This is a genomic window from Streptomyces soli (assembly GCF_003999195.1).
Lineage (GTDB): Bacteria > Actinomycetota > Actinomycetes > Streptomycetales > Streptomycetaceae > Actinacidiphila > Actinacidiphila soli.
This window is the reverse complement of sequence record NZ_RJVR01000309.1, coordinates 1-26181: the sequence shown is the minus strand read 5'-3', so window position 1 is coordinate 26181 and position 26181 is coordinate 1. Positions and strand designations below refer to the sequence as shown.

At 71.0% G+C, this 26181-nt stretch carries 26 protein-coding genes; 14 read left to right on the top strand and 12 right to left on the bottom strand.

The features are described 5' to 3' along the window. The first annotated feature begins 14 nt into the window (after positions 1-14). Positions 15-1472 carry an NCS2 family permease gene (locus tag EFK10_RS35090; protein WP_127359684.1) on the top strand — a complete coding sequence of 486 codons (1458 nt, stop codon included), beginning with the start codon at positions 15-17 and terminating at the stop codon, positions 1470-1472. On the opposite strand, the gene EFK10_RS35085 is transcribed toward EFK10_RS35090, so the two are convergent. After that, positions 1439-1651 carry a ribbon-helix-helix protein, CopG family gene (locus EFK10_RS35085; RefSeq protein ID WP_127359683.1) on the bottom strand — a complete coding sequence of 71 codons (213 nt, stop codon included), beginning with the start codon at positions 1649-1651 and terminating at the stop codon, positions 1439-1441. The genes EFK10_RS35090 and EFK10_RS35085 overlap by 34 nt on opposite strands. A 220-nt stretch (positions 1652-1871) precedes the next feature. On the opposite strand from EFK10_RS35085, the gene EFK10_RS35080 reads away from it, so the two are divergent. The 5 genes from EFK10_RS35080 to thpR all read left to right on the top strand — a co-directional run bounded on the left by EFK10_RS35080 (position 1872) and on the right by thpR (position 5806). Next, entirely contained in the window at positions 1872-2249 is a 378-nt protein-coding gene (locus tag EFK10_RS35080; RefSeq protein ID WP_240677667.1) for a MarR family winged helix-turn-helix transcriptional regulator, read from the top strand. Positions 2250-2303: 54 nt separating this feature from the next. Next, positions 2304-3662 carry an MFS transporter gene (locus EFK10_RS35075; RefSeq protein ID WP_127359681.1) on the top strand — a complete coding sequence of 453 codons (1359 nt, stop codon included), beginning with the start codon at positions 2304-2306 and terminating at the stop codon, positions 3660-3662. Between the two features lie 91 nt (positions 3663-3753). Further along, positions 3754-4365: an antibiotic biosynthesis monooxygenase gene (locus EFK10_RS35070; RefSeq protein ID WP_127359680.1), complete on the top strand. Its 612-nt coding sequence runs from the start codon at positions 3754-3756 to the stop codon at positions 4363-4365. Positions 4366-4454: 89 nt separating this feature from the next. Continuing rightward, positions 4455-5246, top strand: coding sequence for an RsiV family protein (locus EFK10_RS35065; protein ID WP_127359679.1), 792 nt, complete (start codon positions 4455-4457; stop codon positions 5244-5246). After that, positions 5243-5806, top strand: coding sequence for an RNA 2',3'-cyclic phosphodiesterase (thpR, locus tag EFK10_RS35060; protein WP_127359678.1), 564 nt, complete (start codon positions 5243-5245; stop codon positions 5804-5806). Before EFK10_RS35065 ends, thpR begins: the two co-directional genes overlap by 4 nt. Positions 5807-5930: 124 nt before the next feature. Here the strand turns inward: thpR and EFK10_RS35055 are convergent, their stop codons facing one another. From EFK10_RS35055 to EFK10_RS35045, 3 genes are read right to left on the bottom strand one after another with little or no spacing between them, the layout of a single operon-like run. Further along, positions 5931-6164, bottom strand: coding sequence for a hypothetical protein (locus EFK10_RS35055; protein WP_206305719.1), 234 nt, complete (start codon positions 6162-6164; stop codon positions 5931-5933). Continuing rightward, entirely contained in the window at positions 6161-7156 is a 996-nt protein-coding gene (locus tag EFK10_RS35050; RefSeq protein ID WP_127359677.1) for an aldo/keto reductase, read from the bottom strand. Before EFK10_RS35050 ends, EFK10_RS35055 begins: the two co-directional genes overlap by 4 nt. Before the next feature lie 59 nt (positions 7157-7215). Beyond that, positions 7216-7902, bottom strand: coding sequence for a GDSL-type esterase/lipase family protein (locus EFK10_RS35045; protein WP_127359676.1), 687 nt, complete (start codon positions 7900-7902; stop codon positions 7216-7218). Positions 7903-8065: 163 nt separating this feature from the next. On the opposite strand from EFK10_RS35045, the gene EFK10_RS35040 reads away from it, so the two are divergent. Beyond that, positions 8066-9076 (top strand): hypothetical protein, encoded by a 1011-nt coding sequence (locus EFK10_RS35040; RefSeq protein WP_127359675.1) that lies wholly within the window; start codon positions 8066-8068, stop codon positions 9074-9076. Between the two features lie 309 nt (positions 9077-9385). On the opposite strand, the gene serC is transcribed toward EFK10_RS35040, so the two are convergent. The 3 genes from serC to pdxH all read right to left on the bottom strand — a co-directional run bounded on the left by serC (position 9386) and on the right by pdxH (position 12910). Beyond that, positions 9386-10504, bottom strand: a complete 1119-nt coding sequence (gene serC / locus EFK10_RS35035) for a phosphoserine transaminase (RefSeq protein WP_127359674.1) — start codon at positions 10502-10504, stop codon at positions 9386-9388. A gap of 76 nt (positions 10505-10580) precedes the next feature. After that, complete coding sequence (locus tag EFK10_RS35030) at positions 10581-11927, bottom strand: PAS domain-containing protein (protein WP_127359673.1); 1347 nt, start codon at positions 11925-11927, stop codon at positions 10581-10583. 362 nt (positions 11928-12289) lie between these two features. Continuing rightward, on the bottom strand, positions 12290-12910 hold the full coding sequence (gene pdxH / locus EFK10_RS35025; RefSeq protein ID WP_127359734.1) for a pyridoxamine 5'-phosphate oxidase: 621 nt from the start codon (positions 12908-12910) through the stop codon (positions 12290-12292). Between the two features lie 186 nt (positions 12911-13096). On the opposite strand from pdxH, the gene EFK10_RS35020 reads away from it, so the two are divergent. Then, a complete protein-coding gene (locus EFK10_RS35020) occupies positions 13097-14197 on the top strand; it encodes a citrate synthase 2 (protein ID WP_127359672.1) in 1101 nt (366 codons plus the stop codon). An 84-nt stretch (positions 14198-14281) separates the two neighbouring features. Here EFK10_RS35020 and EFK10_RS35015 read toward each other — a convergent pair whose 3' ends face one another. Beyond that, the gene (locus tag EFK10_RS35015) at positions 14282-15043 is read right to left on the bottom strand and encodes an SIS domain-containing protein (RefSeq protein WP_127359671.1); all 762 of its coding nucleotides are present in this window, start codon (positions 15041-15043) and stop codon (positions 14282-14284) included. Between the two features lie 112 nt (positions 15044-15155). Between EFK10_RS35015 and EFK10_RS35010 the strand changes: the two genes are divergently transcribed. After that, entirely contained in the window at positions 15156-15848 is a 693-nt protein-coding gene (locus EFK10_RS35010) for a metal-dependent transcriptional regulator (RefSeq protein WP_127359670.1), read from the top strand. Positions 15849-16164: 316 nt separating this feature from the next. After that, entirely contained in the window at positions 16165-17049 is an 885-nt protein-coding gene (locus EFK10_RS35005) for an alpha/beta fold hydrolase (protein WP_127359669.1), read from the top strand. On the opposite strand, the gene EFK10_RS35000 is transcribed toward EFK10_RS35005, so the two are convergent. The 3 genes from EFK10_RS35000 to EFK10_RS34990 are packed head-to-tail and all read right to left on the bottom strand — an operon-like array spanning position 17036 to position 20169. Continuing rightward, the gene (locus EFK10_RS35000) at positions 17036-18619 is read right to left on the bottom strand and encodes a transporter (protein ID WP_127359668.1); all 1584 of its coding nucleotides are present in this window, start codon (positions 18617-18619) and stop codon (positions 17036-17038) included. The two genes, EFK10_RS35005 and EFK10_RS35000, sit on opposite strands and share 14 nt — an antisense overlap. After that, positions 18616-19449, bottom strand: coding sequence for an ABC transporter ATP-binding protein (locus tag EFK10_RS34995; protein ID WP_127359667.1), 834 nt, complete (start codon positions 19447-19449; stop codon positions 18616-18618). The genes EFK10_RS35000 and EFK10_RS34995 overlap by 4 nt, the downstream gene beginning before the upstream one ends. Positions 19450-19497: 48 nt before the next feature. Beyond that, positions 19498-20169: a bifunctional DNA primase/polymerase gene (locus tag EFK10_RS34990; protein WP_127359666.1), complete on the bottom strand. Its 672-nt coding sequence runs from the start codon at positions 20167-20169 to the stop codon at positions 19498-19500. A 231-nt stretch (positions 20170-20400) separates the two neighbouring features. On the opposite strand from EFK10_RS34990, the gene EFK10_RS34985 reads away from it, so the two are divergent. The 4 genes from EFK10_RS34985 (at position 20401) to purU (ending at position 24989) form a co-directional block, all read left to right on the top strand. After that, complete coding sequence (locus EFK10_RS34985; RefSeq protein ID WP_127359665.1) at positions 20401-21783, top strand: transcriptional regulator; 1383 nt, start codon at positions 20401-20403, stop codon at positions 21781-21783. A 189-nt stretch (positions 21784-21972) separates the two neighbouring features. Continuing rightward, a complete protein-coding gene (locus EFK10_RS52350) occupies positions 21973-23283 on the top strand; it encodes a hypothetical protein (RefSeq protein WP_265737586.1) in 1311 nt (436 codons plus the stop codon). Between the two features lie 344 nt (positions 23284-23627). After that, a complete protein-coding gene (locus tag EFK10_RS34975; RefSeq protein WP_206305717.1) occupies positions 23628-24074 on the top strand; it encodes an SCO4402 family protein in 447 nt (148 codons plus the stop codon). Positions 24075-24119: 45 nt separating this feature from the next. Then, a complete protein-coding gene (purU, locus tag EFK10_RS34970) occupies positions 24120-24989 on the top strand; it encodes a formyltetrahydrofolate deformylase (RefSeq protein ID WP_127359662.1) in 870 nt (289 codons plus the stop codon). Between the two features lie 10 nt (positions 24990-24999). On the opposite strand, the gene EFK10_RS34965 is transcribed toward purU, so the two are convergent. Further along, the coding region (locus EFK10_RS34965) for a zf-HC2 domain-containing protein (protein WP_322973445.1) at positions 25000-26181 on the bottom strand (1182 nt) is incomplete at its 5' end.

Sequence of the window (26181 nt, the reverse complement as noted above, 5' to 3'; positions counted from 1 at the left end):
CGCAAGGACCCGTAATGTCCCCCTCGGCCACCGCGTCGGTCGACGCTGCCAAGCTGCCCTCCAAGCCGCCGAAGAACGCCCTCGACGGCTACTTCAAGATCTCCGAGCGCGGATCCTCCGTCGCCCGGGAGGTCCGCGGCGGCCTGGCGACCTTCTTCGCGATGGCCTACATCATCGTGCTGAACCCGATCATCCTCAGCTCGGGCACCGACAAGTTCGGTCACCACCTCAACAACGGCCAGCTGGTGACGGCCACCGTCATCACCGCCGCGTTCACCACGCTGCTGATGGGCGTGATCGGCAACGTCCCGATCGCGCTCGCCGCCGGTCTTGGCGTGAACAGCGTGGTCGCGCTGCAGCTCGCGCCGAAGATGAGCTGGCCGGACGCGATGGGGATGGTCGTACTGGCCGGCTTCGCGATCATGGTCCTGGTGGCCACGGGGCTGCGGGAGCGAGTGATGAGCGCCGTGCCCCTGGGCCTGCGGAAGGCGATCGCGATCGGGATCGGCCTGTTCATCATGCTGATCGGCCTGGTCGACGGCGGCTTCGTCAGCCGGATGCCGGACGCCGCGCACACCACCGTCCCGGTGCAGCTCGGGTCGGACGGTCACCTCACCGGCTGGCCGGTGCTGATCTTCATCCTGGGCACGCTGCTGACCCTGATCCTGATCATCCGCAAGGTGTCGGGAGCGATCCTGATCAGCATCGTCTCGATGACCGTGCTGGCGCTGATCATCAACACGCTCGCTGACATCAAGCCCGCCGCGTGGGGCCTCACGGTGCCGCAGTGGCCGGGCAACCCGGTCTCGTCGCCGGACTTCGGGCTCATCGGCAAGGTCAGCCTCTTCGGCGGCTTCCATCAGGTCGGCTTCCTGACCGGGGTGCTGTTCGTCTTCACGGTGCTGCTGAGCTGCTTCTTCGACGCGATGGGCACGATCCTCGGCGTCAGTGACGAGGCGCATCTGCTGGACAAGAACGGTGACCTGCCCGGCATGAGCAAGGTGCTGATGGTGGACGGCATCGCGACCGCCGCCGGCGGCTTCACCTCCAGCTCCGCCAACACCTGCTTCGCCGAGTCCACGGCCGGGGCGGGCGAGGGTGCGCGCACCGGCCTGGCTTCGATCGTCACCGGGCTGCTGTTCGTGGTCGCGCTGTTCCTCACGCCGGTGGCCACCATGGTCCCGGCCCAGGCGGCGACGCCGGCTCTGGTCGCGGTGGGCTTCCTGATCCTGGCGGGCGGCATCCGGGACATCGACTGGAGCGACTTCACGATCGCCATCCCGGCGTTCCTGACCATGCTGCTGATGCCGTTCACGTACTCGATCACCAATGGCATCGGTATCGGCTTCATCGTCTTCTGCGTGCTGCGGCTGGCCGCCGGGCGGGGCCGCGAGGTGCCGGTGGCGCTCTACGCGGTGGCGGCGGTCTTCGCCTTCTACTACCTGATGCCGGCGCTGGGCCTGGCCTCGTAGACCTCCTCGTAGAAACGTTCCGTCTCGTCGACCGAGGCCTTGAGCCGCTCGTCGAAGTCATCGCGGATGAGCGTCCGGACTATGTAGTCCTGGACGCTCATTCCGCGTTTGGCGGCGTGTGTACGGAGCCGGTCCAGCAGCTCCCCGTCGATGCGCACGCTGAGCACTCTCGTAGCCATGGAGCCAGAGTCCGACCCCCATACCCCACCGTGCGGCTCTTTCCAGGGCGAAATCACTCGGACGGGTGAGTTCGGGCACAGATGCGTTTGGGTCACGGCGCCACTGCTGAGCCGCTGCTCCGAGCGGTTTACTTAGGGTAGGTAATGAGCTATGCTAACTATCGTGACTGAACTGTCCGAGGACGACCGCGCCGCAGTGAACTCACTGCGCTCCGCCGTGATGCGGCTGTCGCGACGACTGCGCCACCAGCGAGTGGACGAATCGCTCAGCCCGACCGAGATGTCGGTGCTGGGCACCCTCGCCCGCTGCGGCTCCGCCACCCCCGGGGAGCTGGCCCGCAAGGAGCACGTGCAGCCGCCGTCGATGACCCGCATCGTGGCCATGCTCGAAGCCAAGGGCCTGGTCCGCCGGGACCCTCATCCGGACGACCGTCGCCAGGTCGTCGTAAGGCAGACCGAGCAGGCCGAGGCCATGCTGAGCGAGAGCCGCCGCAAACGGAACGCCTGGCTGGCACAGCTCACCGAGCGCCTCAGCGATGAGGAGCGCGCGGTGCTTCGCGAGGCCGCGCCCGTCCTGGAGAAGCTCGCACAACTGTAAGGAAGACCCCCGACGTTCCCCCACGAGCGTCCCTCCCGAGGAGGCGAACCCCGATTGAGTTCGGCAGCCGCATCAGACGCCGCACCCGAACCGAACACCGCCCAGGCCACCCCAAGTCGTAGAGGGACCTTCAGCTCGCTGAAGAACCGTAACTACCGTCTCTTCGCCATGGGCGGCCTCATATCCAATACCGGCACCTGGATGTCCCGTATCGCCCAGGACTGGCTGGTGCTGAGTCTTACGCACTCGTCGTTCGCGGTCGGCATCACCACCGCTCTGCAGTTCCTGCCGATGCTGCTCTTCGGGCTGTACGGAGGCGTCATCGCCGACCGCTACCCGAAGCGGACGCTCCTGCTCTTCACCCAGGCCGTCATGGGCGCCCTTGGACTCATCCTGGCCGTCCTGACGCTGAGCGGTCAGGTCCAGGTGTGGCACGTCTACGCCATCGCCTTCGGGCTCGGCATGGTCACCGTCGTCGACAACCCGACCCGCCAGGCCTTCGTGGTCGAGATGGTCGGCCCGTCCGACGTCCGCAACGCGGTCTCGCTGAACTCCGCCAACTTCCAGTCCGCCCGGCTCATCGGTCCCGCCGTCGCCGGTGTGCTGATCACTGCGGTCGGTAGCGGCTGGGCCTTCCTCTTCAACGGTCTGTCCTTCCTCGCTCCGCTGGCCGGCCTGCTGCTCATGCGCGCCTCCGAACTGCACGTCGTCGAACGCGCCCCGCGCGGCAAGGGCCAGCTGCGCGAAGGCCTGCGCTACGTCGCCGGACGCCCCGAGCTCATCTGGCCGATCGTCCTGGTCGGCTTCGTCGGCACCTTCGCCTTCAACTTCCCGATCTGGCTCTCCGCCTTCGTCTCCAACGTCTTCCACGGCGACGCCGGCATGTACGGCCTCTTCAACACCCTCATGGCCGTCGGCTCGGTCGTCGGCGCGCTGCTGGCCGCCCGCCGCGGCAAGACCCGGCTGCGGCTGCTCGTCGCCGCCGCGTTCGCCTTCGGGATGCTGGAGGCCGTGGCCGCACTGGCGCCCGCGTACTGGATGTTCGTGCTGCTGCTCGCCCCGATCGGCATCTTCGGCCTGACCTTCAACACGACCGCCAACGCCAGCGTCCAGCTCGCCACCGACCCGATCATGCGCGGCCGCGTCATGAGCCTGTTCATGATGGTCTTCGTGGGCGGCACCCCGATCGGCGGCCCGATCATGGGCTGGGTCACCGACACCTACGGCGCCCGCGTCGGCTTCCTCAGCGGCGGCCTGATCGCCGCGGCGGCCTCGCTCGGCGTCGCCCTGGTCCTGGCCCACGTCGGCGGCCTGCGTCTGAAGATCGACCTGCACCGGGGAAAAGACCGACGCTTCATCACCTTCGTCCCCCGCGAGGAGAAGATTGAAGGCGAGCTGGCTCCGGCGGCCTAGAACGGGACATCCAGGCCCTATTGCTCCGGTTTGTACCCGGTAGAAGACTGGCCGTTGTCAGGTTTGTACGCGCCCGCTTCTGGGAGGCGTCATGTTCGTACGCATCGTCTACGCGACGGGTGACCCGGGAAAGATCGACAAGGCCGCCGAAGGGCTGAACACCGAGGGCCGGCGGCTGCTGGCGGACCAGCCGGGGTACCGGGGGTTCGGGATCTTCGTGGACCGGGATCTCGGGAAGCTGCTGGTGTCGACCTGGTGGGAGACCGAGGACGCCAGGGAGGGCAGCAACGAGCGGCTGCGGCAGCGGCGCGCGGAGATCCTCGAGCCGTTCGCGGCGACGGTGGCGGTGGACAACTACGAGGCCGTGGTCTTCCACGAGGCCCAGCAGCCGGGCACCGGCGCGGCGATGCGGATGACCCAGGTGGAGTTCGACCCGTCGGACGCTGAGCTGTTCGCCGACACCTTCGGGGGCACGGTGCTGCCGAAGCTGGAGACGCTGCCGGGGATCGCCAGGGCGACCCTCATGCTCGACAAGGCGCAGGGCCGGGGTCTGGTGGGCGTGATCTTCACCGACCGCAAGGCCCTCGCGGCGTCACGCGCGGGACAGGCGTCGGCGCGGCACGAAGGCTCGGCGAAGGCGCATGTGACCGTGACCGGACTCGAGGAGTTCGACGTGGTGGCCAGCGAGGTCCGGGGGGACTAGGACGGACCGAGTCGCCGTTCCGTAACAAATGTGTGGTGGCTGCTTCCAGGGATGAACGATTGTCCTGTGGTCCGCTTAATGTCCCTCTCATGAAACGCCGTATTGCCATCGGGCTTGCCGCCGCCACCGCGCTGCTCGCCGCCGCTTGCGACTCGAGCGGTGAAGCGGCTGTGAGCGGCAGTGTGCCCACCAGGGCATCCGGCAACGTCAGGACGGTACTACCGACGTGGATCGGCGGGCTGCGGGTCGTCCGGTCCAGCGGCGGCAAGGCATGCCGCTGGACGACGAGCTATCCGTCCATCCCGGTGGCGAAAGCGCTCACGGAGGCCGTGCGGCATGACGTGGAGGCGCGGCGCAGGTCTTTCGACGCGGACTGCGGTTCGGGCGGTGCGGGGGACTCCGGGCTGAACGTCAGCTTCGACTTTCTGGTGGCCGCGGGGGAGGTGATCGGGGTGCAGACCACGGCGCTGGACGAGACGGCGGCCACGGACGGCATGACGCTGGCCACCTTCTGGTACGACGGCAGGACCGGCAGGGTGGTGCCGGCCCTCGGGATGATCGCGGAGGGGTCAGCGGACCGGTTCGCGGAGATGGTGGAGACGGCGCTGATGCACCGGAAGGGTGCCGACCCCAATGCCGCACACGCGGCGCTCGACGACCCGGCCGCTCGCGTGCACACGCTGAACAACCTGGCGTTCGCGGAGAACGGCTCCCTGGTGGCGACCTTCGACCAGGGCACGGTGGCGCTTGCGTCGGCCGGGCGCCAGGAAGTGGTGCTGTCCCGGGTCAAGGTGACGCCGCTGCTGTCCGGCTTCGGGCGCCGGGTGCAGCGGCAGGCTCTCCACCCCGGGCACCACCTCACGCTGCGGTCGCAGCGTTGAGGCTGTTCGTGGCAGTGGTGCCGCCGGAGGACGCCCTGCGCGAGCTGGAGCAGGCCGCACGCGGGCTGCGCGGGCTGCCCGGCGCCGACGAGCTGCGCTGGACGGAGCGGGCGGGGTGGCACCTCACCCTCGCCTTCCTCGGCGAGGTGCCGGAGGCGCTGCTCCCCGAGCTGGGCGAGCGCCTGGACCGCGCGGCCCGCCGCCACGAGCCGTACGACCTCGGGCTGGCCGGCGGCGGGAGGTTCGGCGACCGTACGCTCTGGGCCGGGCTGACCGGCGGCGATCTGCGTCGGCTGGCCGGTTCGGCGGGGGCGGCGGCCCGGAAGGCCGGAGTGGAGATCACCGCCGAGCACGGCTTCCACGCCCACCTCACGCTGGCCCGGCAGCGCCCGCACGGCAGCGTCGCGCTGCGGCCGTTCGCGGACGAGCTCAGCGGCTTCGCCGGCACGCCGTGGACGGCGGGCGCGATCACTCTCGTACGCAGCCACCCCCCGGCCCCCGGGGTGCCGGGGGCTCAACCGCGCTACGAGGCGCTGCGGACCTGCCCGCTGGGGCGCTGACGGGACGCCGACGCCCTGCGGTTAGTCTCGGTACGTGGACCCGAAGACCCGTACCCGAGTGATGACCGCCGCGCTGGTGCTGTTGCTGGCAGTCGTGGTGATCGCGTCGGTCTTCCGCTAGCCGCTAGCCGGTCCCGGCGGGGACGCCGTCGATCTCCGCGATCCACGGCGTCCCGGTCCGCACCAGCTCCAGCACGCGTGCGGCAGCCTTCGGCCGCGCGGACCAGGGCTCGGTGCCCCACTGGCCCTCGTGGCCGTTGGCGACCAGCCATTCCACGGCGCCATCGAGCATCGCCAGGATGACGGGGAGGTCGTCCTCGTCACCCTGGCGGATGGTTATCTCGGCGTTCTCACTCACCAGGCGAAGGACTCCGGGGACGGACCGGTGCCGGGGAAGATCTCGTCCAGGGAGGCCAGGAACTCCTCCGACAGCTTCAACTCCACCGCCCGCAGGGCCGAGTCCAGCTGCTCCTGCGTACGCGGGCCGACGATCGGGCCGGTCACGCCGGGCTGGGCCAGCAGCCAGGCCAGGGCCACGTCACCGGGCTCCAGGCCGTGCTTGTCGACCAGGTCCTCGTACGCCTGGACCTGCTTGCGCAGGGCGGTGTCCTTGAGCGCGTCGGCGCTGCGGCCGGAGGTCGAGCGGGCGCCGCCGCCCTCGCGCTCCTTGCGCAGCGCGCCGCCGAGGAGGCCGCCGTGCAGCGGGGACCAGGGGATGACGCCCAGGCCGTAGACCTGGGCGGCCGGGATGACCTCCTGCTCGGCGCGGCGCTCGGCGAGGTTGTAGAGGCACTGCTCGCTGACCAGGCCGAGGGAGTTGCGGCGGGCGGCCGCCTCGTTGGCGCGGGCGATGCCCCAGCCGTTGAAGTTGGAAGATCCCGCGTAGAGAATCTTGCCCTGCTGGATCAGGACGTCGATCGCCTGCCAGATCTCGTCCCAGGGCGTGGCCCGGTCGATGTGGTGGAACTGGTAGAGGTCGATGTAGTCCGTGCCCAGGCGCTTGAGCGAGGCGTCGGCGGCCCGGCGGATGTTGAGGGCGGACAGCTTGTCCTCGTTGGGCCAGGACGAGCCCTCGGCGCTCATGTTGCCGTAGACCTTGGTCGCCAGGACAGTCTTCTCGCGTCGGCCGCCGCCCTTGGCGAACCAGCTGCCGATGATCTCCTCGGTGCGCCCCTTGTTCTCACCGAAGCCGTAGACATTGGCGGTGTCGAAGAAGTTGACGCCGGCGTCGATCGCCGAGTCCATGATCGAGTGGCTGTCGTCCTCGTTCGTCTGCGGACCGAAGTTCATGGTCCCCAGTACGAGTCGGCTGACCTTGAGACCGGTGCGTCCGAGTTGTGTGTACTCCATGGTTCACAAGCCAACCGCTTGGAGTGCACTCGAATCAAGAGGTCCCAGATCAGGAGGGATCAAGCTCCCGCGTCGTATGGCGTGCCGATCCCCCACGCCTGGTGCATCGCGTCCGCGAATGCGGCGGCCAGCCGGTGCTCGCCCGAGGCGTTGGGGTGGGTGCCGTCGTACGTGTCGAGCAGGATGTCGTAATCCGCCGGGCGGGAGGCGAGCAGCAGCGGCGAGGCGGGGGTGTCGAGGTCGGCGACGGCCTTGGCCATGCGGGTGTTGAGCTCGTCGCACTCACCGGCGAAGTCCGGGTCGAGGTCCGCCCGGGTGTTGGGGATGACGGGCAGCAGGACGGCGGCGATGTCCGGGTTGGCGGTACGGGCCTGCTCGATGAAGGCCCGCAGATTGGCGTCCGTCTGCCCGGCGTTGGTGTAGAATCCGAGGTCGATCAGGCCGAGGGAGACCAGCAGGATGTCCGGCCGGTGTGCCCGCACCTCGTCCGCGATCACCGGCGCCATGTGCTGCCATCCCTCGCCCCAGCCGGCGAGGTGGCGCCGGGCGCGCTCGGGGAAGGACGGGTCGGCGTAGTCGTACGACACCGGGGCGTCGGCCGCCTCGTCGTGCAGGGTGGTGCGCGGGCCGACGATGGCGAAGGGCTCGCCGAGGCTGCCGCGAAGGTGCTGCCACATGCGGTAGCGCCAGGTGAAGTCCCCGGCGGCGCCGATCGTCATGCTGTCGCCGACAAACATGAAACGCACGGTGTTGCCTCCGGGTCCGGGTCGACCATCCGCCGGGACCGGTGCCCGGAGCACGTTGCATCATCGCGGATCCGAACGCCCCCGGGCCACGCGGCGCGGCGTGAGGTCCGCCACGGCCCCCGCCGACGGCCGTATCCTCAGCGCTTGATGGCAGGCTTGGCCCATGCGCCACCTTACGGCCGTTGCCGTCGCCCTCTTCATGGCCTGCTTCGTCGCGGGTCCGGCCATGGCCGACGACGGTTCGCCGTCCTCCTTTACGATCACCGACTCGCGGATCAAGGAATCGAGCGGGCTCGCCGCCAGCCACCTCCACAAGGGCGTCTACTGGACGCACAACGACAGCGGCGACGGCCCGTACATCTACGCCGTCGATTCGGCGACCGGCAAGACCGTCGCGACCGTCACCATGCGCGGCGTCGGCACCCCGCGCGACGTCGAGGCGATCTCCATCGGCCCGGACGACCAGATCTACGTCGGCGACATCGGCGACAACCTGGACGGCGCCTGGGACCACGTCTGGATCTACCGCTTCCCGGAGCCGTCCCAGCTCAAGGACATGACGGTCACCGCCACGCAGTACGTCGTCCGCTACCAGGACGGCGCGCGCAACGCCGAGTCGCTGATGATCGACCCCAAGACCGGCCGGGCCTACATCATCAGCAAGAACGAGAACGGCGGCGGCCTGTACGCCGGACCACAGAAGCTCAGCGCCAGCGGGGTCAACATCTTCCGCCGGATCGCCGACATCCCGCTGTGGGCGACCGACGCCGCCTTCTCGCCGGACGGCACCCGGCTGGCGGTGCGCGGCTACTTCGGCGGGCTGATGTACCGCTGGTCGGGCGGCGCCCCGCACAAGATCGACGACCTGGACGTGCCCATCCAGCAGCAGGGCGAGTCGGTGTCCTTCACGCCGGACGGCCGCGCGCTGATGTACGGCAGCGAGGGCAAGGACAGCGACGTGACGCGGAAGAACCTGAGCGGGGACGACCTGCCGGACTCCGTGACGTCGGCCTCGGCATCGGCTCCTGCCGGTACGGGCGCGTCCGGATCGTCGCCGTCCCAGCCGTCGGCCTCCGACGGCACGTCGACCCGGAACTTCACGGTCGGCGCGGTCACCCTGGCGGCGGTTGTGGCGGTGTTGGTGGCGGCGCGGCGGTTGCGGCGGGGCCGCTGAGAGCCTGTCGGGTGACCTTCGATCGGAGAGCGTACGCGGTCTGGTGCGTGCGATTCCAAGGCACTGGGGGAGAGCTACTAGGGCATTTCGGCAACGCGGGAAGCGTGCGTGCCTGGGGGCACTCTCCCCCAGACTCCGTCTGGGAGGTGCCCCCACCAGCCTTCGGCCGGGGGTACCCCCACCCAGCCGCCAGGCTGGGGGAGGCGTGGCCGCCCGATCAGAGGTCATCCGACAGGCTCTGAGTGGCCAGGGGCCCGGTACGCGCGTCGTGCGCGTGCCGGGCCCCTCGGCCGGAGGCGTACGTCTGTGTCAGAGGCGGTCGATGACGTAGTCGACCGACGCCGTCAGCGCCTCGACGTCCGCCGGGTCGACGGCCGGGAACATCGCGACGCGCAGCTGGTTGCGGCCCAGCTTGCGGTACGGCTCGGTGTCGACGATGCCGTTGGCGCGCAGCACCTTGGCGACGGCGGCGGCGTCGATGCCCTCGGCGAAGTCGATCGTGCCGACGACCTGCGAGCGCTTGGCAGGGTCGGTGACGAAGGGCGTGGCGTGCTCGGACTTCTCGGCCCAGTTGTAGAGGCGCGAGGAGGAGTCGGCGGTGCGGGAGACCGCCCAGTCCAGGCCGCCCTGGCCGTTGATCCACTCCAGCTGGTCGTTGAGCAGGAAGAGGGTCGCCAGCGCGGGGGTGTTGTACGTCTGGTTCTTCTTCGAGTTGTCGATCGCGGTCGGCAGGTCGAAGAACGCCGGGATGTGGCGGCCGGAGGCGGCGATCGCCTCGGCCCGCTCCAGCGCTGCCGGGGAGAAGACGGCGATCCAGAGGCCGCCGTCCGCCGCGAAGGACTTCTGCGGGGCGAAGTAGTAGACGTCGGTCTCGGTGATGTCGACCGGCAGGCCGCCGGCGCCGGAGGTGGCGTCGACCAGGACCAGCGAGCCCTCGTCGGCTCCGGCGACGCGCTTGATGGGCAGCGCGACACCGGTCGAGGTCTCGTTGTGGGTGAGTCCGTAGACGTCCACGCCCGCCTCGGCGGTCGGCTCCGGGTGCGAACCCGGGTCGGAGGAGATCACGGTCGGCTCGTCCAGCCAGGGCGCGAGCTTGGCCGCCTTGGCGAACTTCGACGAGAACTCACCGAAGGAGAGGTGCTGGGACTTCTGCTGGATGAGACCGTGCGTCGCGATGTCCCAGAACGCGGTCGAACCGCCGTTGCCGAGCACCACCTCGTATCCCTCGGGGAGGGAGAAGAGCTGCCGGATGCCGTCCCGCACCTGGCCCACCAGGTTCTTCACCGGGGCCTGGCGGTGGGACGTGCCGAGCAGGGACGTACCGGTTGCGGCGAGCGCGCTCAGCGACTCCGGCCGCACCTTGGAGGGACCCGAGCCGAAGCGACCGTCGGCGGGCTTGATGTCAGCGGGGATCTGGATATCGGCCACGGCCGCAGCCTAATCCGTTACGGGCGGGTTTCGAGGCGGGGTCCACCCGATGAGACGTGTCGGGTGCAGGGCCGTCTCATGAGGCACGGGTCGCCTCGCCCAGGTCGAGCGCAGCGGACACCCGCAGGGCCACGTCCTCGGCGAAGGCGGCGTCGCCCCGGTCGAACTGGCGGCGTCCGGCGCCCCGAAGGAAGGTGAGGGCGCCCAGGGTGCGGCCGCGGCTGCGGAGGACGACGCAGAGGCCGTGCATGGTGCCGTCGGGCCAGCGGCGGGCGGCGGCCCAGGCGTCGACCTGGGCGGGGGAGGTGGGGGGTTCGGCGCCGAAGCTGGCGCGGATCGCGCCGCAGCGTTCGACCGCCTGGAGGGCGGGGTGGCCCTCGGTGTAGCGGACGGGGATGGCGCCGGGGACGGGGAGGCAGGGGCCGGCCGCACCGCCGGTGGGGGTGGCGGCGATGCGTACGAGCTTGCCGGAGTCGGAGGCGGAGACCATGTCGAGCAGAGCGTGCTCGGCGAAGCCGGCCAGCGCGAAGTCGACGTAGGTCGTCGCCGCCTCCATCGGCACCGCGCACTCGGCGGCGGCCCGGGCCGCGCGCTGCAGCTGGTTCGTACGGAAGCGCAGCAGCGACGCCTCCTGCTCGGCGAGCTTCGCGTCGGTGATGTCGTGGAAGAGCCAGCCGACCCCCAAGGGCACCGGCTCCTCACCAAGAGGGGAGCCGAGGCGTACGAAGCCGCTGCGCCAGCAGTAGCGGTGGCCCCCGTCGTCGCCGCGCAGGCTGATCCACAGGTCGGAGGGGGCGGGCGGGGCGCCCTCGGCCAGGACGTGCTGGAGGACGGTCTCCAGTTCCTCGACGCCCTGGTCGAGGAGGTCGCCGAGCGGCCGCCCGAGCAGGGCGTCACGGCTGCTGTGCAGGACGCGGGCGGCGTAGGCGTTGACGACGGCGGGCCGTAGGTCGGCGTCGATCAGTACGACCCCCGACGAGGCGTCGTCGAAGAGCGCCTCGCTGAGCGCGATGGACCGTTCCAGGTCGATCTGGGCGTGCACCTCGGAGAAGGCGCAGTAGACGCCGACCGGCTGTCCCCCGGCCGACTGGACGGCCGCGGACTGGGTCCGTACGAGGACCCGCCGACCGTCCTTGGTCAGCAGGGCGAACTCATGGACCTGACGCCCGGGCCCGTCCATGACGCCCAGCAACCGCTCCTGGACCTCGGTCGCGTCGGCACTGCGCGCGGCCCAGCCGGAGAAGCCGTGGCGGCCGACGGCCTCCTCGGCGGACCAGCCCAGGATGCGGGCGGCCTCGGAGTTCCAGTGCGTGATGACCCCGTCGCGGTCGAAGGCGCACAGACCGGCCTCCATACCGTCGAGGAGGGCGGCGAGCAGCTGCTCGCCGCCGTCACTGAGCGGCGTCGCATCGAATGACTGCACGTCGAACCATTCAACTCCGATGTGACCCAGGACACACGTCCTTCGGGAAAATCGATGCCTATTGGTGACGGGTGGCTTAAATCGCTTGTGATGCGCGGGACACCTTCTTAGGCTGTCGAGCACACACGAAAGGAGGTGGTCCCGAGAATGAGTAGCACTCGGACGCGTGAGGTGGCTGCGGGCTAAGGCCGCGCACCTTGCCTGTGGCGCTGTGCGCGACGGGCCAAATCCAACGCAGTCATCCGACCCGCGGGCTCGCCGGATTCGTTCGGCCGGTGCTCGGAGCGCTCGTCGCTCCGGGGAGCAGCCCGCGGGTCGTCTGCGTTCCGGATGAGTATTTCTGGAGGCGTACTGGAGGCCTGTTACGGAGCCAGCCGCTGTACGGACCAGCTTCCGTCGCCGTTCTCGTACCGCAGCCGGTCGTGCAGCCGGTTCTCCCGCCCCTGCCAGAACTCCACGCGGTCCGCCCGGACCCGGAAGCCGCCCCAGTGCGGCGGCACCGGCACGTCCGAGCCATCCGGGTAGCGCGCGGCCAGCTCCTCGTACGCCCGCTCCAGCTCCTCGCGGGCGACGCGGCGGGACTGGGCGCTGGCCCAGGCGCCCAGGCGGGAGCCGTGGGGGCGGCTGCGGAAGTAAGCCTCGGTCTCCTCGCGGGAGACGCGCTCCACGGGGCCGCAGGCGATCACCTGGCGGGCGATGGGGTGCCAGGGGAAGAGCAGCGAGGCGTACGGGTTGGCCTCGAGTTCCCGGCCCTTCCGGGACTCGTAGTTGGTGTAGAAGACGAACCCGCGGTGGTCGTAGCTCTTGAGGAGCACGGTGCGCGAGCTGGGCCGGCCGTCGGGGTCCGCGGTGGAGACGACCATGGCGTTCGGCTCGGTGATGCCGCCGTTGACCGCGTCGGCGAACCAGTGCGCGAACTGCGTGTACGGATCGGCGGCGAGGTCTGCCTCGGCCAGGCCCTGGGCGCGGTACTGCTTGCGCATGGCGGCGGGGTCGTGGGCTTCATCACGGAGGTGCTGCACCCGGCCATCTTGCCCTATTGACTCTTGACATCAAGAGATATCGTTTCTTCCCCGGATCCTGGCCCGGATGGAGCAGGGTGACCTTCACTCCCGCGGGGCATCACCCGGAAGGCCAGGCACGTCGACCGCATCAAGAGGAGCCGCCTGATGTCCGACTTCGTACCCGGACTCGAAGGAGTCGTCGCGTTCGAAACGGAGATCGCCGAACCCGACAAGGAAGCCGGCTCCCTCCGCTATCGAGGCGTCGATATCGAGGAGCTTGTGGGGCACGTCTCCTTCGGGAACGTCTGGGGCCTTCTCGTGGACGGCGCCTTCAACCCCGGCCTGCCGCCTGCCGAGCCCTTCCCGATCCCGGTGCACTCCGGTGACATCCGGGTGGACGTGCAGTCCGCGCTGGCCATGCTCGCGCCGGTGTGGGGCCTGAAACCGCTGCTCGACATCGATGCCGAGCAGGCCCGCGACGATCTGGCGCGGGCGGCTGTGATGGCACTTTCGTACGTCGCCCAGTCCGCGCGCGGGCAGGGGCTGCCGATGGTGCCGCAGGGCGAGATCGACAAGGCCCACTCGATCGTCGAGCGCTTCATGGTGCGGTGGCGCGGCGAGCCCGACCCGAAGCATGTCGCGGCGGTGGACGCCTACTGGACGTCGGCGGCCGAGCACGGCATGAACGCCTCCACCTTCACCGCCCGCGTCATCGCCTCCACCGGCGCCGACGTCGCGGCCGCTCTCTCGGGCGCCGTGGGCGCGATGTCGGGGCCGCTGCACGGCGGGGCGCCCTCGCGGGTGCTGGGCATGATCGAGGACATCGAGCGCACCGGCGACGCGGTCGCGTACGTCAAGCAGGCGCTCGACAAGGGCGAGCGCCTGATGGGCTTCGGCCACCGCGTCTACCGCGCCGAGGACCCCCGGGCGCGCGTGCTGCGCCGTACGGCCAAGGAGCTGGGCGCCCCCCGCTTCGAGGTGGCCGAGGCCCTGGAGAAGGCGGCCCTGGACGAGTTGCACGCCCGCCGCCCGGACCGGGTGCTGGCGACGAACGTCGAGTTCTGGGCGGCCATCGTCCTGGACTTCGCGGAGGTCCCGGCGCACATGTTCACCTCCATGTTCACCTGTGCGCGGACCGCCGGCTGGTCCGCGCACATCCTGGAGCAGAAGCGCACCGGTCGCCTCGTACGGCCGTCGGCCCGTTACATCGGCCCCGGGTCGCGCAGCCCGCGCGATGTTGAGGGCTTCGGCGATATCAAGCACTGATCGGGCTGATCCGGCTGAATCGGGGCTGATCCGGCCGTCGGCGGGTAACCGCCGTCGGCCGGAAGCCGACCTACTCGCCGCGTATCACTGCCGCCAGAACACGCGGTCCGCGTACCGCTCGACGATTTCCGCGTTCCACTCGAGGCCGCCCTCCACGTTGCCGGAGCGCAGCATGGGCGGCGCGAAACCACGCTCCGCGAGGCTGACCGCGGCGGTCGCCATGACGGCCTGGAGCAGGGCGGACGTCACGACCGTCGACGCGGGGGCGAACGGCGCCGGGATCTCCGGCGCCGTGAGCTCCGCGTCGCCGAGGGCGATCTTGGAATCCAGCACGACGTGGCAGTGGTCCTTCAGGAAGGTCCCGGAGGGATTGCGCGGCGTCGTCTCCTTCGCGTACGCGGCCGAGGTGACGCCGATGACCGTGAGCCCGAGGGTCCGTGCGTGCTGGGCCATCTCCACCGGCAGGGCGTTGCGGCCCGACAGGGAGATGACGATGAGCAGGTCACCGGCCCGGGCCGGTGACGCGTCGAGGCAGACGCGGGCGAGGCCGTCGACCCGTTCCAGGGCGGAGCCGAGGGTGGCGGGCATGACGTCGACGCCGACGGTGCCGGGGACGACGAGCAGGTTGACCAGAGCCAGCCCGCCCGCGCGGTAGACGAGATCCTGCGCGGCCAGCGAGGAGTGGCCGGCGCCGTAGGCGAAGATCCGTCCACCGGCGGCCACGGTGTCGGCGATGGCGGCGCCGGCGGCGGCGATGGGGCCGCCCTCCTCGTCCCGTACACGCTGGAGCAAGGTGATGGCGGCGTCGAGGTACCGCCCTGCGAAGTGCCCTGCCGGATCGCTCATGCCGAGGACCATGAAGGGCTGCCGGGCCCGCTGTCAACCATGCTGGGGCCGGTTGTCCGCGCGATGCGTCAGAATTGGGGCAGGGCCACGCACCAGCCATCGAGGGGCACGCATGTCAGGACTCATTGACACTACGGAGATGTATCTCCGCACCATCCTGGAGCTGGAGGAGGAGGGTGTGGTCCCCATGCGCGCCCGAATCGCCGAGCGGCTGGATCAGAGCGGCCCGACGGTCAGCCAGACGGTTGCGCGGATGGAGCGTGACGGGCTTGTGCACGTCGCGGGCGACCGCCATCTGGAGCTGACGGATGAGGGGCGCCGGATCGCGACGCGGGTGATGCGTAAGCACAGGTTGGCCGAATGCCTCCTGGTCGACGTGATCGGCCTGGAATGGGAACAGGTGCACGCCGAGGCGTGTCGCTGGGAGCACGTGATGAGCGAGGCGGTCGAGCGCCGCGTCCTCGAGTTGCTCCGGCACCCGACCGAGTCGCCGTACGGGAACCCGATCCCGGGCCTGGAGGAGCTGGGCGAGAAGGACGGCGCCGATCCCTTCCTGGACGAGGGCATGGTCAGCCTGTCCGAGCTGGACCCGGGGCCGGCCGGATCGAGCGTCGTCGTTCGGCGGATCGGGGAGCCGATTCAGACGGACGCGCAGTTGATGTACACGCTGCGGCGGGCCGGTGTGCAGCCGGGCGCGGTGGTGAGCGTGACGCAGTCGGCCGGTGGTGTGCTGGTCGGCAGCGGGGGAGAGGCGGCGGAGTTGAGCTCGGGGGTCGCCTCGCACGTGTTCGTGGCCAAGCGGTAGGCAGGGACCGGGGGCGGCACGGCTCGATGGCCTCCATCGGGGTTGAGGGCCCCGGCGCTTTTCGGCGCCGGGGCCCTCCTCCCCCTGCCCCCCTTGGTGCTCCCCAGGAGGCACCCGGAACCCCGAGCTTTCCGGGTGGCTCCCCGCTGCCCGTCTTCCCCGCCGGGCTGCGTCCCGCTGGAGTCCTCCCCTCGGCGCAGGCTGCCAATCCTTGAGCGTTGTCACTCGAAAGAGCGGTGTTGCGTGTGTGAAGAGGAGTCTCGAACCTGAGTTCGATAACGTGACAGCCTAGAACGTCATGAAGGGGGTGCGGCACATGGCCAGGCGCGTCGAGGTCACCGGAGCGGGCGCCGTTCCGCTGGTCACGTGGGATCACACCGCCGCCCCGGTGCCCCCTCAGCCAGCCCCCGGGACCCTCTCCGACCTGCCCGGAGTCCTTTTCCTGCATGGCCTGATGGGCCGCGCCTCGCACTGGGCCGGCATCGTTCGCCGGCTCGCCCCCCGCTACCGCGCCGTCGCCCTCGACCAGCGCGGCCACGGCGCCAGCGGCAAGCCCGAGGGGCCGTACTCGCGCGAGGCGTACGTCTCGGATGCCGAGGCGGTAATCGAACAGCTGGGCCTCGGCCCCGCCGTCCTTATCGGCCACTCCATGGGTGCCCTCACCGCCTGGCAGCTCGCCGCCCGCCGGCCCGACCTGGTCAGTGCGGTGGTCATCTGCGACATGCGGGCCTCGGCGCTGGGCGAGGAGAGCCAGCGCGCCTGGGAGGCCTGGTTCAAGAGCTGGCCGCTGCCCTTCGCCTCGCTCGACGACGTACGCCGCTGGTTCGCCGAGGACGACGCCTGGGTGCTCGAACAGCCCCGGCCCACGCGCGGTGCCTTCTTCGCCGAGCTGATGGAGGAGCGCGGCGACGGCTGGCGTCCCGTCTTCGCCCGCCGCCACATGCTCCGCTCCCGCGAGCCCTGGGTCTCCGATTCGCACTGGGAGGAGCTGTCCCAGGTCCGCTGCCCCGCCCTCGTCGTCCGTGGCTGGGACGGCGAACTCGGCCGCGCCGAGGCCCAGGAGATGGTCCGCGTGCTGCCCCGGGGTTCGTACGCCGAGATCCCCGACGCCGGGCATCTCGTGCCCTGGGACCAGCCCGAGGCCTGGTACGAGGTGGTCGAGCGCTTCCTCGCCGAGACGGCCGGGCTCAGCCCCGGCTGACCGCGGTCAGGATCTCCGGCAGCCGACGGGTCAGCCGGGGCGCGGCGAAGCGCAGCCCGGCCGCCGCGAGCCCGGCGCCGTAAGCCAGGCCGGCCGGGAGGACCAGCCACAGCAGTCCGTACCGCCCGGTGACATGCAGGGCGACGACGAGCACCAGTACGGGCACGATCAGCGCGGCGCCCAGCAGGCCGCCGCCGAAGAGGCTGAGCGCGGCCAGTCCGCCCTGGCCGGGGGCCGCCGAGCCGCCGCCGAAGCGGGTCTCCTGCGGCATGGAGTACGGGAAGCGGACGCTCGCGTACGCACCGGTGCCGATCAGCGCGCCCAGCAGCGCGAACGAAAGCCCCAGCACCTCGGGAACGGCGGCGGCGCGATGCAGCAGCAGGGCCGCGCCGACGGTCACCAGCACCACGTACGGGACGGCGACGGACGCGATGACGGCCGCCCGCCCACGCAGCTCGGCCCGGGCGTCGTCGCGCGTGGCGACGGTCGCCGCGACGGTCCAGAAGGCTGAGCCGTCGACGCCGAACTGGTTGTACATCTGCAGGCCGAGCAGCCCGGCCGCCCAGCAGGAGGAGTAGACGCTGCCGTGCTGCACGGCGGATACCACCGGCAGCAGCAGTCCCACCGCTTGGGCGGACGCCCAGGCGGCCTTGGAGCGGGGGTCACGCCAGGCGTAGCGGAACTGCCGCTCCATCACGGTGCCGGTGCGCCCGGCGGGCAGCAGCCGGTGCAGCCCGGTCGAGCGGCCGGACCGGTCCCGTCCCTCGGCGGCCGGCAGCGTCGAGGCGTCCGGCACGACCATCAGCCGGTAGAGGCTGCGGTACCACCACACCAGCACGGCACCCAGCACCACGCCCACGTACGCGAGTTGGGCCACAGCCTCCCCGTACGAGCCGTGCGCCGCCGTCCGCACGGCGTCCAGCGCCGGGGCCGGCGGGACCCAGCGCAGCACCGAGGCGATGGAGGCGACCCGGTCCAGGCCGCCGGAGGAGGACAACGAGGACACGGCGAGGTTGACCAGCTGCACGCCGACTGCGACGAACAGCCCGCTGAGGATGGCCAGATCGCGGCCCCTGCGACTGGTGAGCAGCCGCGTATTGGCCGCCGCCACGGCCCGGGACAGCGCGACGCACAGCACCAGCACCAGCGGTACGGACACCACCGCCACCACCACCGACGCCGCACCGCCCGTGAGGGCGACGGCCGCGCCCACCGTCACCAGCAGCGTGACCAGCGGGCCGACGCCGACCAGCGACGACACCAGCAGGGCGGTGACCAGCGGGCGAGGGCGCAGCGGCAGCATGGCCAGGCGCGTCGGGTCGAGGGTGTCGTCGCCGCCGAAGAGGAACAGCGGCATCACCGCCCAGCCGAGGACGAGGACGACGGCGAGACCGACGGCGACGGACGGCGCGTGGTCGTTGCCGCGCAGCACGATCATCCCGGCGGCCGCGCCGAGTGCGTAGAGCAGCGAGAAGACCGTGCCGAGGACCCAGCCGACGGTGCGGCCGGTGGACTGGCGCAGGCCGTTGCGGATGATGGCCAGCTTCAGCCGGACGAAGGTGCCGGTCACTTCGCTCCGCTCGGTCGGCCGCCGTTGCCTCCGCCGTTGACGCCCCCGCTGCCGAGCCAGTCCAGGTCCTGGCCGCTGCCGCGTCCGGTCGCGCCGACCAGGGTCAGGAAGGCGTCCTGCAGGCTCGGCGCGGCACCGCGTACCTCCGCGAGCGGGCCCTGCGCGACGATCCGGCCGGCCGCCATCACCGCGACCCAGTCGCAGAGGCTCTCCACCAACTCCATGACGTGCGAGGAGAAGACGACGGTCGCCCCGGACTGCGTATAGCGTTCGAGTACACCCCGGATGACCTGCGCCGAGACCGGGTCGACACCTTCGAACGGCTCGTCCAGGAACAGCACTTCGGGGTTGTGGAGCAGCGCCGCCGCGAGGCCGATCTTCTTGCGCATGCCGGTCGAGTAGTCGACCACCAGCTTGTGCCGGTCCGCCGTCAGGTCGAGTACGTCGAGCAGCTGGGCGGCGCGGCGGTCGGTCTCCGCGCCGGGGATGCCGCGCAGCCTGCCGGTGTACGCGAGCAGCTCGCGGCCGCTGAGCCGTTCGAACAGCCGCAGCCCTTCGGGCAGTACGCCGATCCGCGCCTTCACCGCCACCGGATCCCGCCACACGTCCGTGCCCCGGACCTCGACGGTGCCGTCGTCCGGGCGGAGCAGCCCGGTGACCATCGACAGGGTCGTGGTCTTCCCGGCACCGTTGGGACCGACCAGGCCGACGAAGCGCCCGGCGGGCAGCGTCAGGTCGATCCCGGCCACCGCTACCTGCTGCCCGAACCGCTTCCACAGCCCGTGCACCCGGACCGCAGGGTCCGCCTCCGCCACCACATCGTCAGACACGCGCCCAGCGTACGACTGCCGTATGACCAAGCCGACTGCCGGTGGTCGTTACCGGCCGCGCGCTCCCGCCGCCTCGCGCCCGCACGCGTACGCCAGCGGGCTGAGCAGCTCCTCCACGTCCGGCAGCCAGCGGTTGAGGGCGGTCGGCCGGCGCGCCCACTGAACCGAGGCCCCGCCCGCCAGCCGGGTCGGCGGGGCCGGTACGTAGCCGCCCTCGCCGTGCACCGTGAGGTCGAGGGACGCGGGCGGCCAGCCGAGGCGGCGCAGGAGGTCGGGGACCTTGACCGACGCGCCGGGGAGGACGAGGAAGATCAGCCGGCGGGCGGGGGTGCCCAGGACGGGGCCGAGTGGCAGGTCCATCCGTTCCATCCGCGCCAGCGCCAGGCAGCCCGCGACCTCGGGCACATCGATCGCGTCGAAGGTCCGCCCGGTGGGCAGCAGGATCGAGGCGCGCGGTTCCCTGGTCCACATCCGGCGCACGGCCATCACGCTGCCGCCCGCTTGCCTGGCCCAGTCCGGGCGGTTGGGGTGTGCGCCGGGCGCCCCGCAGCGCGGCTCGCCGCAGGAGCAGAGCGCGCCGGTGCCGGGGCCGTCTTCGAGCCAGGCGCCGGGGAGCACGTCCCAGTGCCGCTCCTCGGCGTATCGGACCGCCGCGTCGAGCAGTTGGCCGCCGGTCGTGATGGTGTCGTCCACGACCTTCACAACTCCGGCGTACAGCATGGGTTACGGGCAGCTACGCGCCGATGCGCGGCGAACTTCCGGTCTCATGGCGGGCGCACGGATGCACGAACGGGGGCGCGCGTGAGGCTTGGCCCCGTGATCCGGGTAATCACCCTTGGGTGCGTAGACGTACATCCAGCCGCAAATAAACGCGATTATGGCGAATTGGGATGCCGCGCACCGGGCATGGATCTTGAAGATGCCAGCCGCGGCAGTGATGAGGGGGATCCCATGGCCGCACGTCCACTCGTGGCCCGGCAGCCGAACGAACGGCTGCAGGCGCTGATCCAGGAGGCAGGCTGCTCCAACGCCGGACTGGCCCGCCGGGTCAACATGTGCGGCGCGGAGCACGGCCTCGACCTCCGCTACGACAAGACCTCCGTAGCCCGCTGGCTGCGCGGCCAGCAGCCGCGCGGGCGCGCCCCGGCCGTCATCGCCGAGGCGATCGGTCGCAAGCTGGGCCGTACGGTGACCATCGACGAGATCGGCATGGCCAACGGCAAGAACCTTGCCACCGGCGTCGGCCTGCACTTCGCGCCGACCGTGCTCGGCGCGATCGAGCAGGTCTGCGAGCTCTGGCGCAGCGACGTTGGCCGCCGTGACTTCCTCACCGGCTCGACCGTCGCCTCCTCCGCCCTCGTCGAGCCCAGCCGGGACTGGCTGATCACCCGTACCGACGCGGCTGTCGCCCGCACCGGCGGGCCGCGGGTCGGCATGTCGGACGTCGCCGCCGTGCAGGCCACCACCCAGGCCCTGACCGACCTCGACCACCGTTTCGGCAGCGGCCATGTGCGGCCCGTCGTCGTGCACTACCTCAACAGTGTCGTCTCCGGGCTGCTCGCCGGCTCCTACCGTGAGTCGACGGGCCGTCAACTCTTCGGCGCCGTCGCGCGCCTGACCGAACTCGCCGGTTACATGGCCGTCGACACCGGCCAACCCGGCCTGGCCCAGCGCTACTACATCCAGGCCCTCCGCCTCGCCCAGGCCGCCGGCGACCGCGCCTACGGCGGATACGTGCTCGCCGCCGGGATGAGTCACCTCGCCGCCCAGCTCGGCAATCCGCGGGAGATCGCCCAACTCGCCCGTGCCGCCCAGGAAGGCACCCGAGGGCAGGTAACTCCCACCGCCCAGGCCATGTTCTACGCCGCCGAGGCCCGCGGCCATGCGCTGCTCGGCGATGCCCGTGCCTGTACCGCCGTCGCCGGCCAGGCAGTCGAGGCCCTGGAACGCGCCACCCCCGACGACGACCCCGACTGGATCGCCCACTTCAACCAGGCCTACCTCGCCGACGAACTCGCCCACTGCCACCGCGATCTCGCCCAGTCCGCCCTCGCCGTCCGCCGCGCCGAGGAAGCCCTAGCCGGTCACGGCCCCACGAAGGCGCGGCGCCGCGCCATCGGCCTCCTGGTCCTCGCCCAGGCCCAGGTTCAGCAACGCGAGATCGAGCAGGCCTGCCACTCCGGCACCCAGGCCGTCGAACTCCTCTCCGGCCTCCGCTCCACCCGCGGCGCCGAATATCTCGACGACTTCCGCCAGCGCCTCGAGCCCTACGCCCGGGAGCCCGTCGTCCGCGAATTCGGCTCCCGGCTGGAGGAACTGGACGCAGCGGCCTAGTCATCCGGAATCGTTACGGGACCGACACCGGGGCGTCGCGGCGCCCCGGCCAGCCCAATTGGGCGGATATGCAGAGCGATCGGGACGCACGCCGTCCCACCCTCACCATGCGGCGTGGTCGGGCGCGAACGGCACCGGGTAGCGTGAGCTGACGATTCCGTACGTGGGGTTGAGGCAGGAGTTCCGGTGATGCACAACGGGCGCGACGAGGAGACGCCGGAGGTGCGTGAGGGTGTGGTGCTGCCCGCGCAGAGCGAGCCGTGGGACGTGGCGCCGGTAGGCGGCCAGCCCTGGGGCCAGCCGCCGCAGCAGCTGCCGCAGGGTTCGTACTCGCCCTTCGACGGCGGCTACGTACAGCAGCCGCAGCCCCTGTACCCCCCGCAGCCGCAGTCCCCGCCGCCGCTGCCGGACAGCGACGCCACGCAGCTCTTCCCGCCCTATCCGCAGGCCCCGGCGCCGGCGCACGTGGCGGCGGACGCGACGCAGATGCTGCCTCCGTACCCGCAGGGCATGCCGCAGACCATGCCTCCCGTGGCGGACGCCACGCAGATCCTGCGGCCGGTGCCGGCGGAGCTGCCTCCGGAGGCGGCGCCGTTCGCGATACGGCCGGGTGCGCCCGGCGACGCGGAGCCGACCCAGCACCTGCCGCGCTTCGACGACTACGGCTACGGGGGGCCTCAGGCCCAGCCCCAGCAGGCCCAGCCTCAGCCCCAGGACGCCTTCGCGCACCTCTACCGGCAGGACGGTGCCCCGCCGGCGCCCCCCGCTCCCCAGGCGGCGCCCTACCAGGAGCCGTACCAGCAGCAGTCCTACGAGCAGCAGTCCTACGAGCCCCCGTATGCCCCGCCGCCGGCCGGCCGCAAGAAGCTGTCCCCGGCCGCGGTGATCGGCATCGTGGTGGCCGGCTGCGCTGTCGCGGGCCTCCTGGCCGGCGCCCTGCTCAGCGGCGGCGGGGGCGGCGCGCAGGCGACGCCGACAGGCTCACCGTCGGCGGCGGCGAGCACGTCCACGGCGGCGGACTCGGGCAGCGGCGCGAGCGCCGCGGAGGAGCAGGCGAAGAAGCTGGACGCGCTGCTCAAGACGAGCGGCAGCAGCCGGGCGTCCGTGATCAGCGCCGTGGCGAGCATTCAGTCCTGCCAGAACGCCGGCACGGCCGCCTCCGACCTGCGGTCGGCCGCTACCCAGCGTAAGAGCCTGGTCACCCAGCTCGGCACCCTTTCGGTCGACCAGCTCCCGAACCACCAGGCGCTCACCGACGCCCTCACCAAGGCGTGGAACGCCTCCGCCGAGGCCGACACCCACTACGCGGCCTGGGGCGACCAGGTCGCGAACGACGGCAAGAAGTACTGCAAGCACGGCTCGGCCCGCAACACCGGCCAGACCTCCGCCGGCACCAAGGCCAGCGGCACCGCCTCGCAGAACAAGAAGACCGCCGTCCGGCTCTGGAACACCATCGCCAAGAAGTACGGCCTGACCCAGCGCTCGTACACCCAGCTCTGAGCCCAGGGCCCTGGCCCCTGGCCCGGGGGCCAGGGCGGTGATTGGCGCCGGGGAGCCCCCCGCGCCCCCCGGGACCACACCACAGCCGCTGAGTAGCGCGGCACTGGCCATGGCGATGCCGAGCAGTACGGCCTTGCGCTTACGGCGGTCGCGCCCCTCGCGCCTGTCGCCCCTGGCAAGTGAAGATTCCGCGCCGGACTCAACGCTTGGGTGAGTGGAGGGGAACAGAGGGTCACCTTCCGGTGAACAGGCTGTGCCTGCGGGGCCGGATCCACAGGCACGTACGATCGTGCATCGTGCAGAGTCCGCAAAAGTCTTCCCGTCGAGGCGCCCGCTCATCCACGATGGGTGGCATGCCCCTCAATGACATGCCCTGGTGGCGCTGGCGCAGCAATGTGCGCTCGGCGCTGCACATGATCAGCGACCTGGTTTTCCAGCAGGAGTGCTGGCTGGCCGGCCTGCCGGGCTACGGGGACGTCACGGACGCGGTCTACCGGCTCGTCGAGGACACCTGGCTCGACAACTGGTCCGCCGAGAAATACGTCGGGACGATCTTCCGTGACTCGCAGGAGGCCGCGCTGGTCGATCTCGCGGTGCTGCGTGTGCTGAAGATCCTGCACCAGGTCGGCGCCGACGCCCCGGTCGCCACATACCTGGAGCATCACGCGTGGCCGGAGGCCGTGCGGGCCGCGCGCGAGGCCCACGTACGCCTCGCGACGGCCGACGGGGAGGACCCGGACACGCCGCCGCGTTCGCTGGACGTGCTGAAGATCTATACACGTTCCGCCTGACGGACGGCTTGGTCCGGGGCACACGCGGTATGCGACGCTAGCTTCGTGAACGAGTCGCAGCCCAAGCCCGAGCAGTACGTCCTGACCTTGTCCTGCCCCGACAAGAAGGGCATCGTGCACGCCGTGTCGAGCTACCTCTTCATGACCGGCTGCAATATCGAGGACAGCCAGCAATTCGGGGACCACGACACGGGTCTGTTCTTTATGCGGGTGCACTTCTCGGCCGATGCTCCGGTGACCGCGGACAAGCTGCGGGCCAGCTTCGCGGCGATCGGTGACTCGTATCACATGGACTGGCAGATCCACCTCGCCGAGGAGCGGATGCGGGTCGTCCTCATGGTCAGCAAGTTCGGGCACTGCCTGAATGATCTGCTGTTCCGCACCAGGATCGGCGCGCTGCCGATCGAGATCGCCGCGGTGGTCTCCAACCACACGGACTTCGAGGAGCTGGTCGGCTCCTACGGTGTTCCCTTCCGCCACATCCCCGTGACGAAGGAGAACAAGGCGGAGGCGGAGGCGGAGCTGCTCGCGCTGGTGGAGGCGGAGCGCGTCGAAATGGTCGTGCTCGCCCGCTACATGCAGGTGCTCTCGGACCACCTCTGCAAGGAGCTGTCGGGCAAGATCATCAACATCCACCACTCCTTCCTGCCGAGCTTCAAGGGCGCCAAGCCCTACCACCAGGCGCACGCTCGCGGTGTGAAGCTGATCGGCGCCACCGCGCACTACGTCACCGCCGACCTCGACGAGGGCCCGATCATCGAGCAGGAGGTCGAGCGCGTCGGGCACGAGGTCACGCCCGAGCAGCTGGTCGCCGTCGGCCGCGACGTCGAGTGCCAGGCGCTGGCGCGGGCCGTGAAGTGGCACAGCGAGCACCGCGTGCTGCTCAACGGCCGCCGTACGGTCGTCTTCGCTTAGGGCCTGCTGCTCAGAGCCGCGACAGGTTCGCCGCGGCGAACAGCACGTCCCGGATCGCGGCCCGATCGCCCTGCTGGCCTGCGGCGATCCGCTCGGGTGCGAGATGGCCGGCGGTGAGCTGGCAGAAGTCCAACTGGTCGACGGCGATTTCCGCGACGATGTTCTCCTCGGAGGCCATTGCGCCCGGGGAGTCGAGTGAGATGTTCCAGTGGCCGCCGCCGGGGCCCTCGACATGGAGATGCAGTGCCCGGCCCGGGGAGCCCGCGGCGACCAGGCGGGTGGCTGAGGCGGCGAGTCCCGCCCGGCGCCGTTCGGCTATCGCCGTGGGCAGCATGCGGGCGGCGAGATCGATCATCCGGTTGAGGTGGCGCGGGGCCGGCGGTCCGTACTCCGGGTAGTCGAGGGCGTTGGCGATGTCCTCGGCATGGATCCAGCACTCGAAGGCCCGGTCGATGAGCGCGTCGCGCATCGGCACGTCGAACTCGGTGAAGCCGACGGGCAGTCCGCCGGTCGAGGAGCCCGCGAAGGACAGCGTCCGCACGATGTTGCGGGTCTGGTTGCGCCACTTGTTCCGTACGAAGTCCTTCGGGTGTTCCCTGCACCGGTCGACCGCCGCGTTCGTACGGTCCAGCATCGTGCGGGGCGCGCCGGATCCGAGCGGGTCGTCCAGGCCGAGGGAGGTGGCGACGATGCCGTCCACCGAGCCGAGGTGGGCCAGCACTCCGCACAGTGTGAGGGTGCGTTCGCCGCGGGCCCAGGTGAGCTTGATCGGCACTTCCCACTCGGGGATGCCGAGGTCGCCGAGGAGTGCGTCGAGCCGGGCGGTTTCGGCGTCGTAGGGCGCGGCCCACTCGGGGACGGGGATCCGCGCCGGGCGGCGGCCGAGGCAGTTCTCCAGGACCCGGGCCCGTAGCAGCGGATCGAGCTCGAGGGACTCCTCCTGGTGCAGCAGGCCGACGGCGTCGCGCAGCCGCAGAGCCTCGCCCGCGCAGGAGGCGCAGTCGCCGAGGTGCATCTCGACGGCGGCGGCCTCGTCGCGGGAGCAGGCGGTCAGTGCCCAGGCGCCGAGGAGGGAGCGCAGGGTGTTGTGGTTGTAGGCGGTCAGCTCGGCCGGCTCCGGCATTGGGGCGGCGGGGGGCGCGGGCGGCAGCGGGCCGGCCGGCGCGGCCGGCTCGGGTGGCAGCTCCGGCAG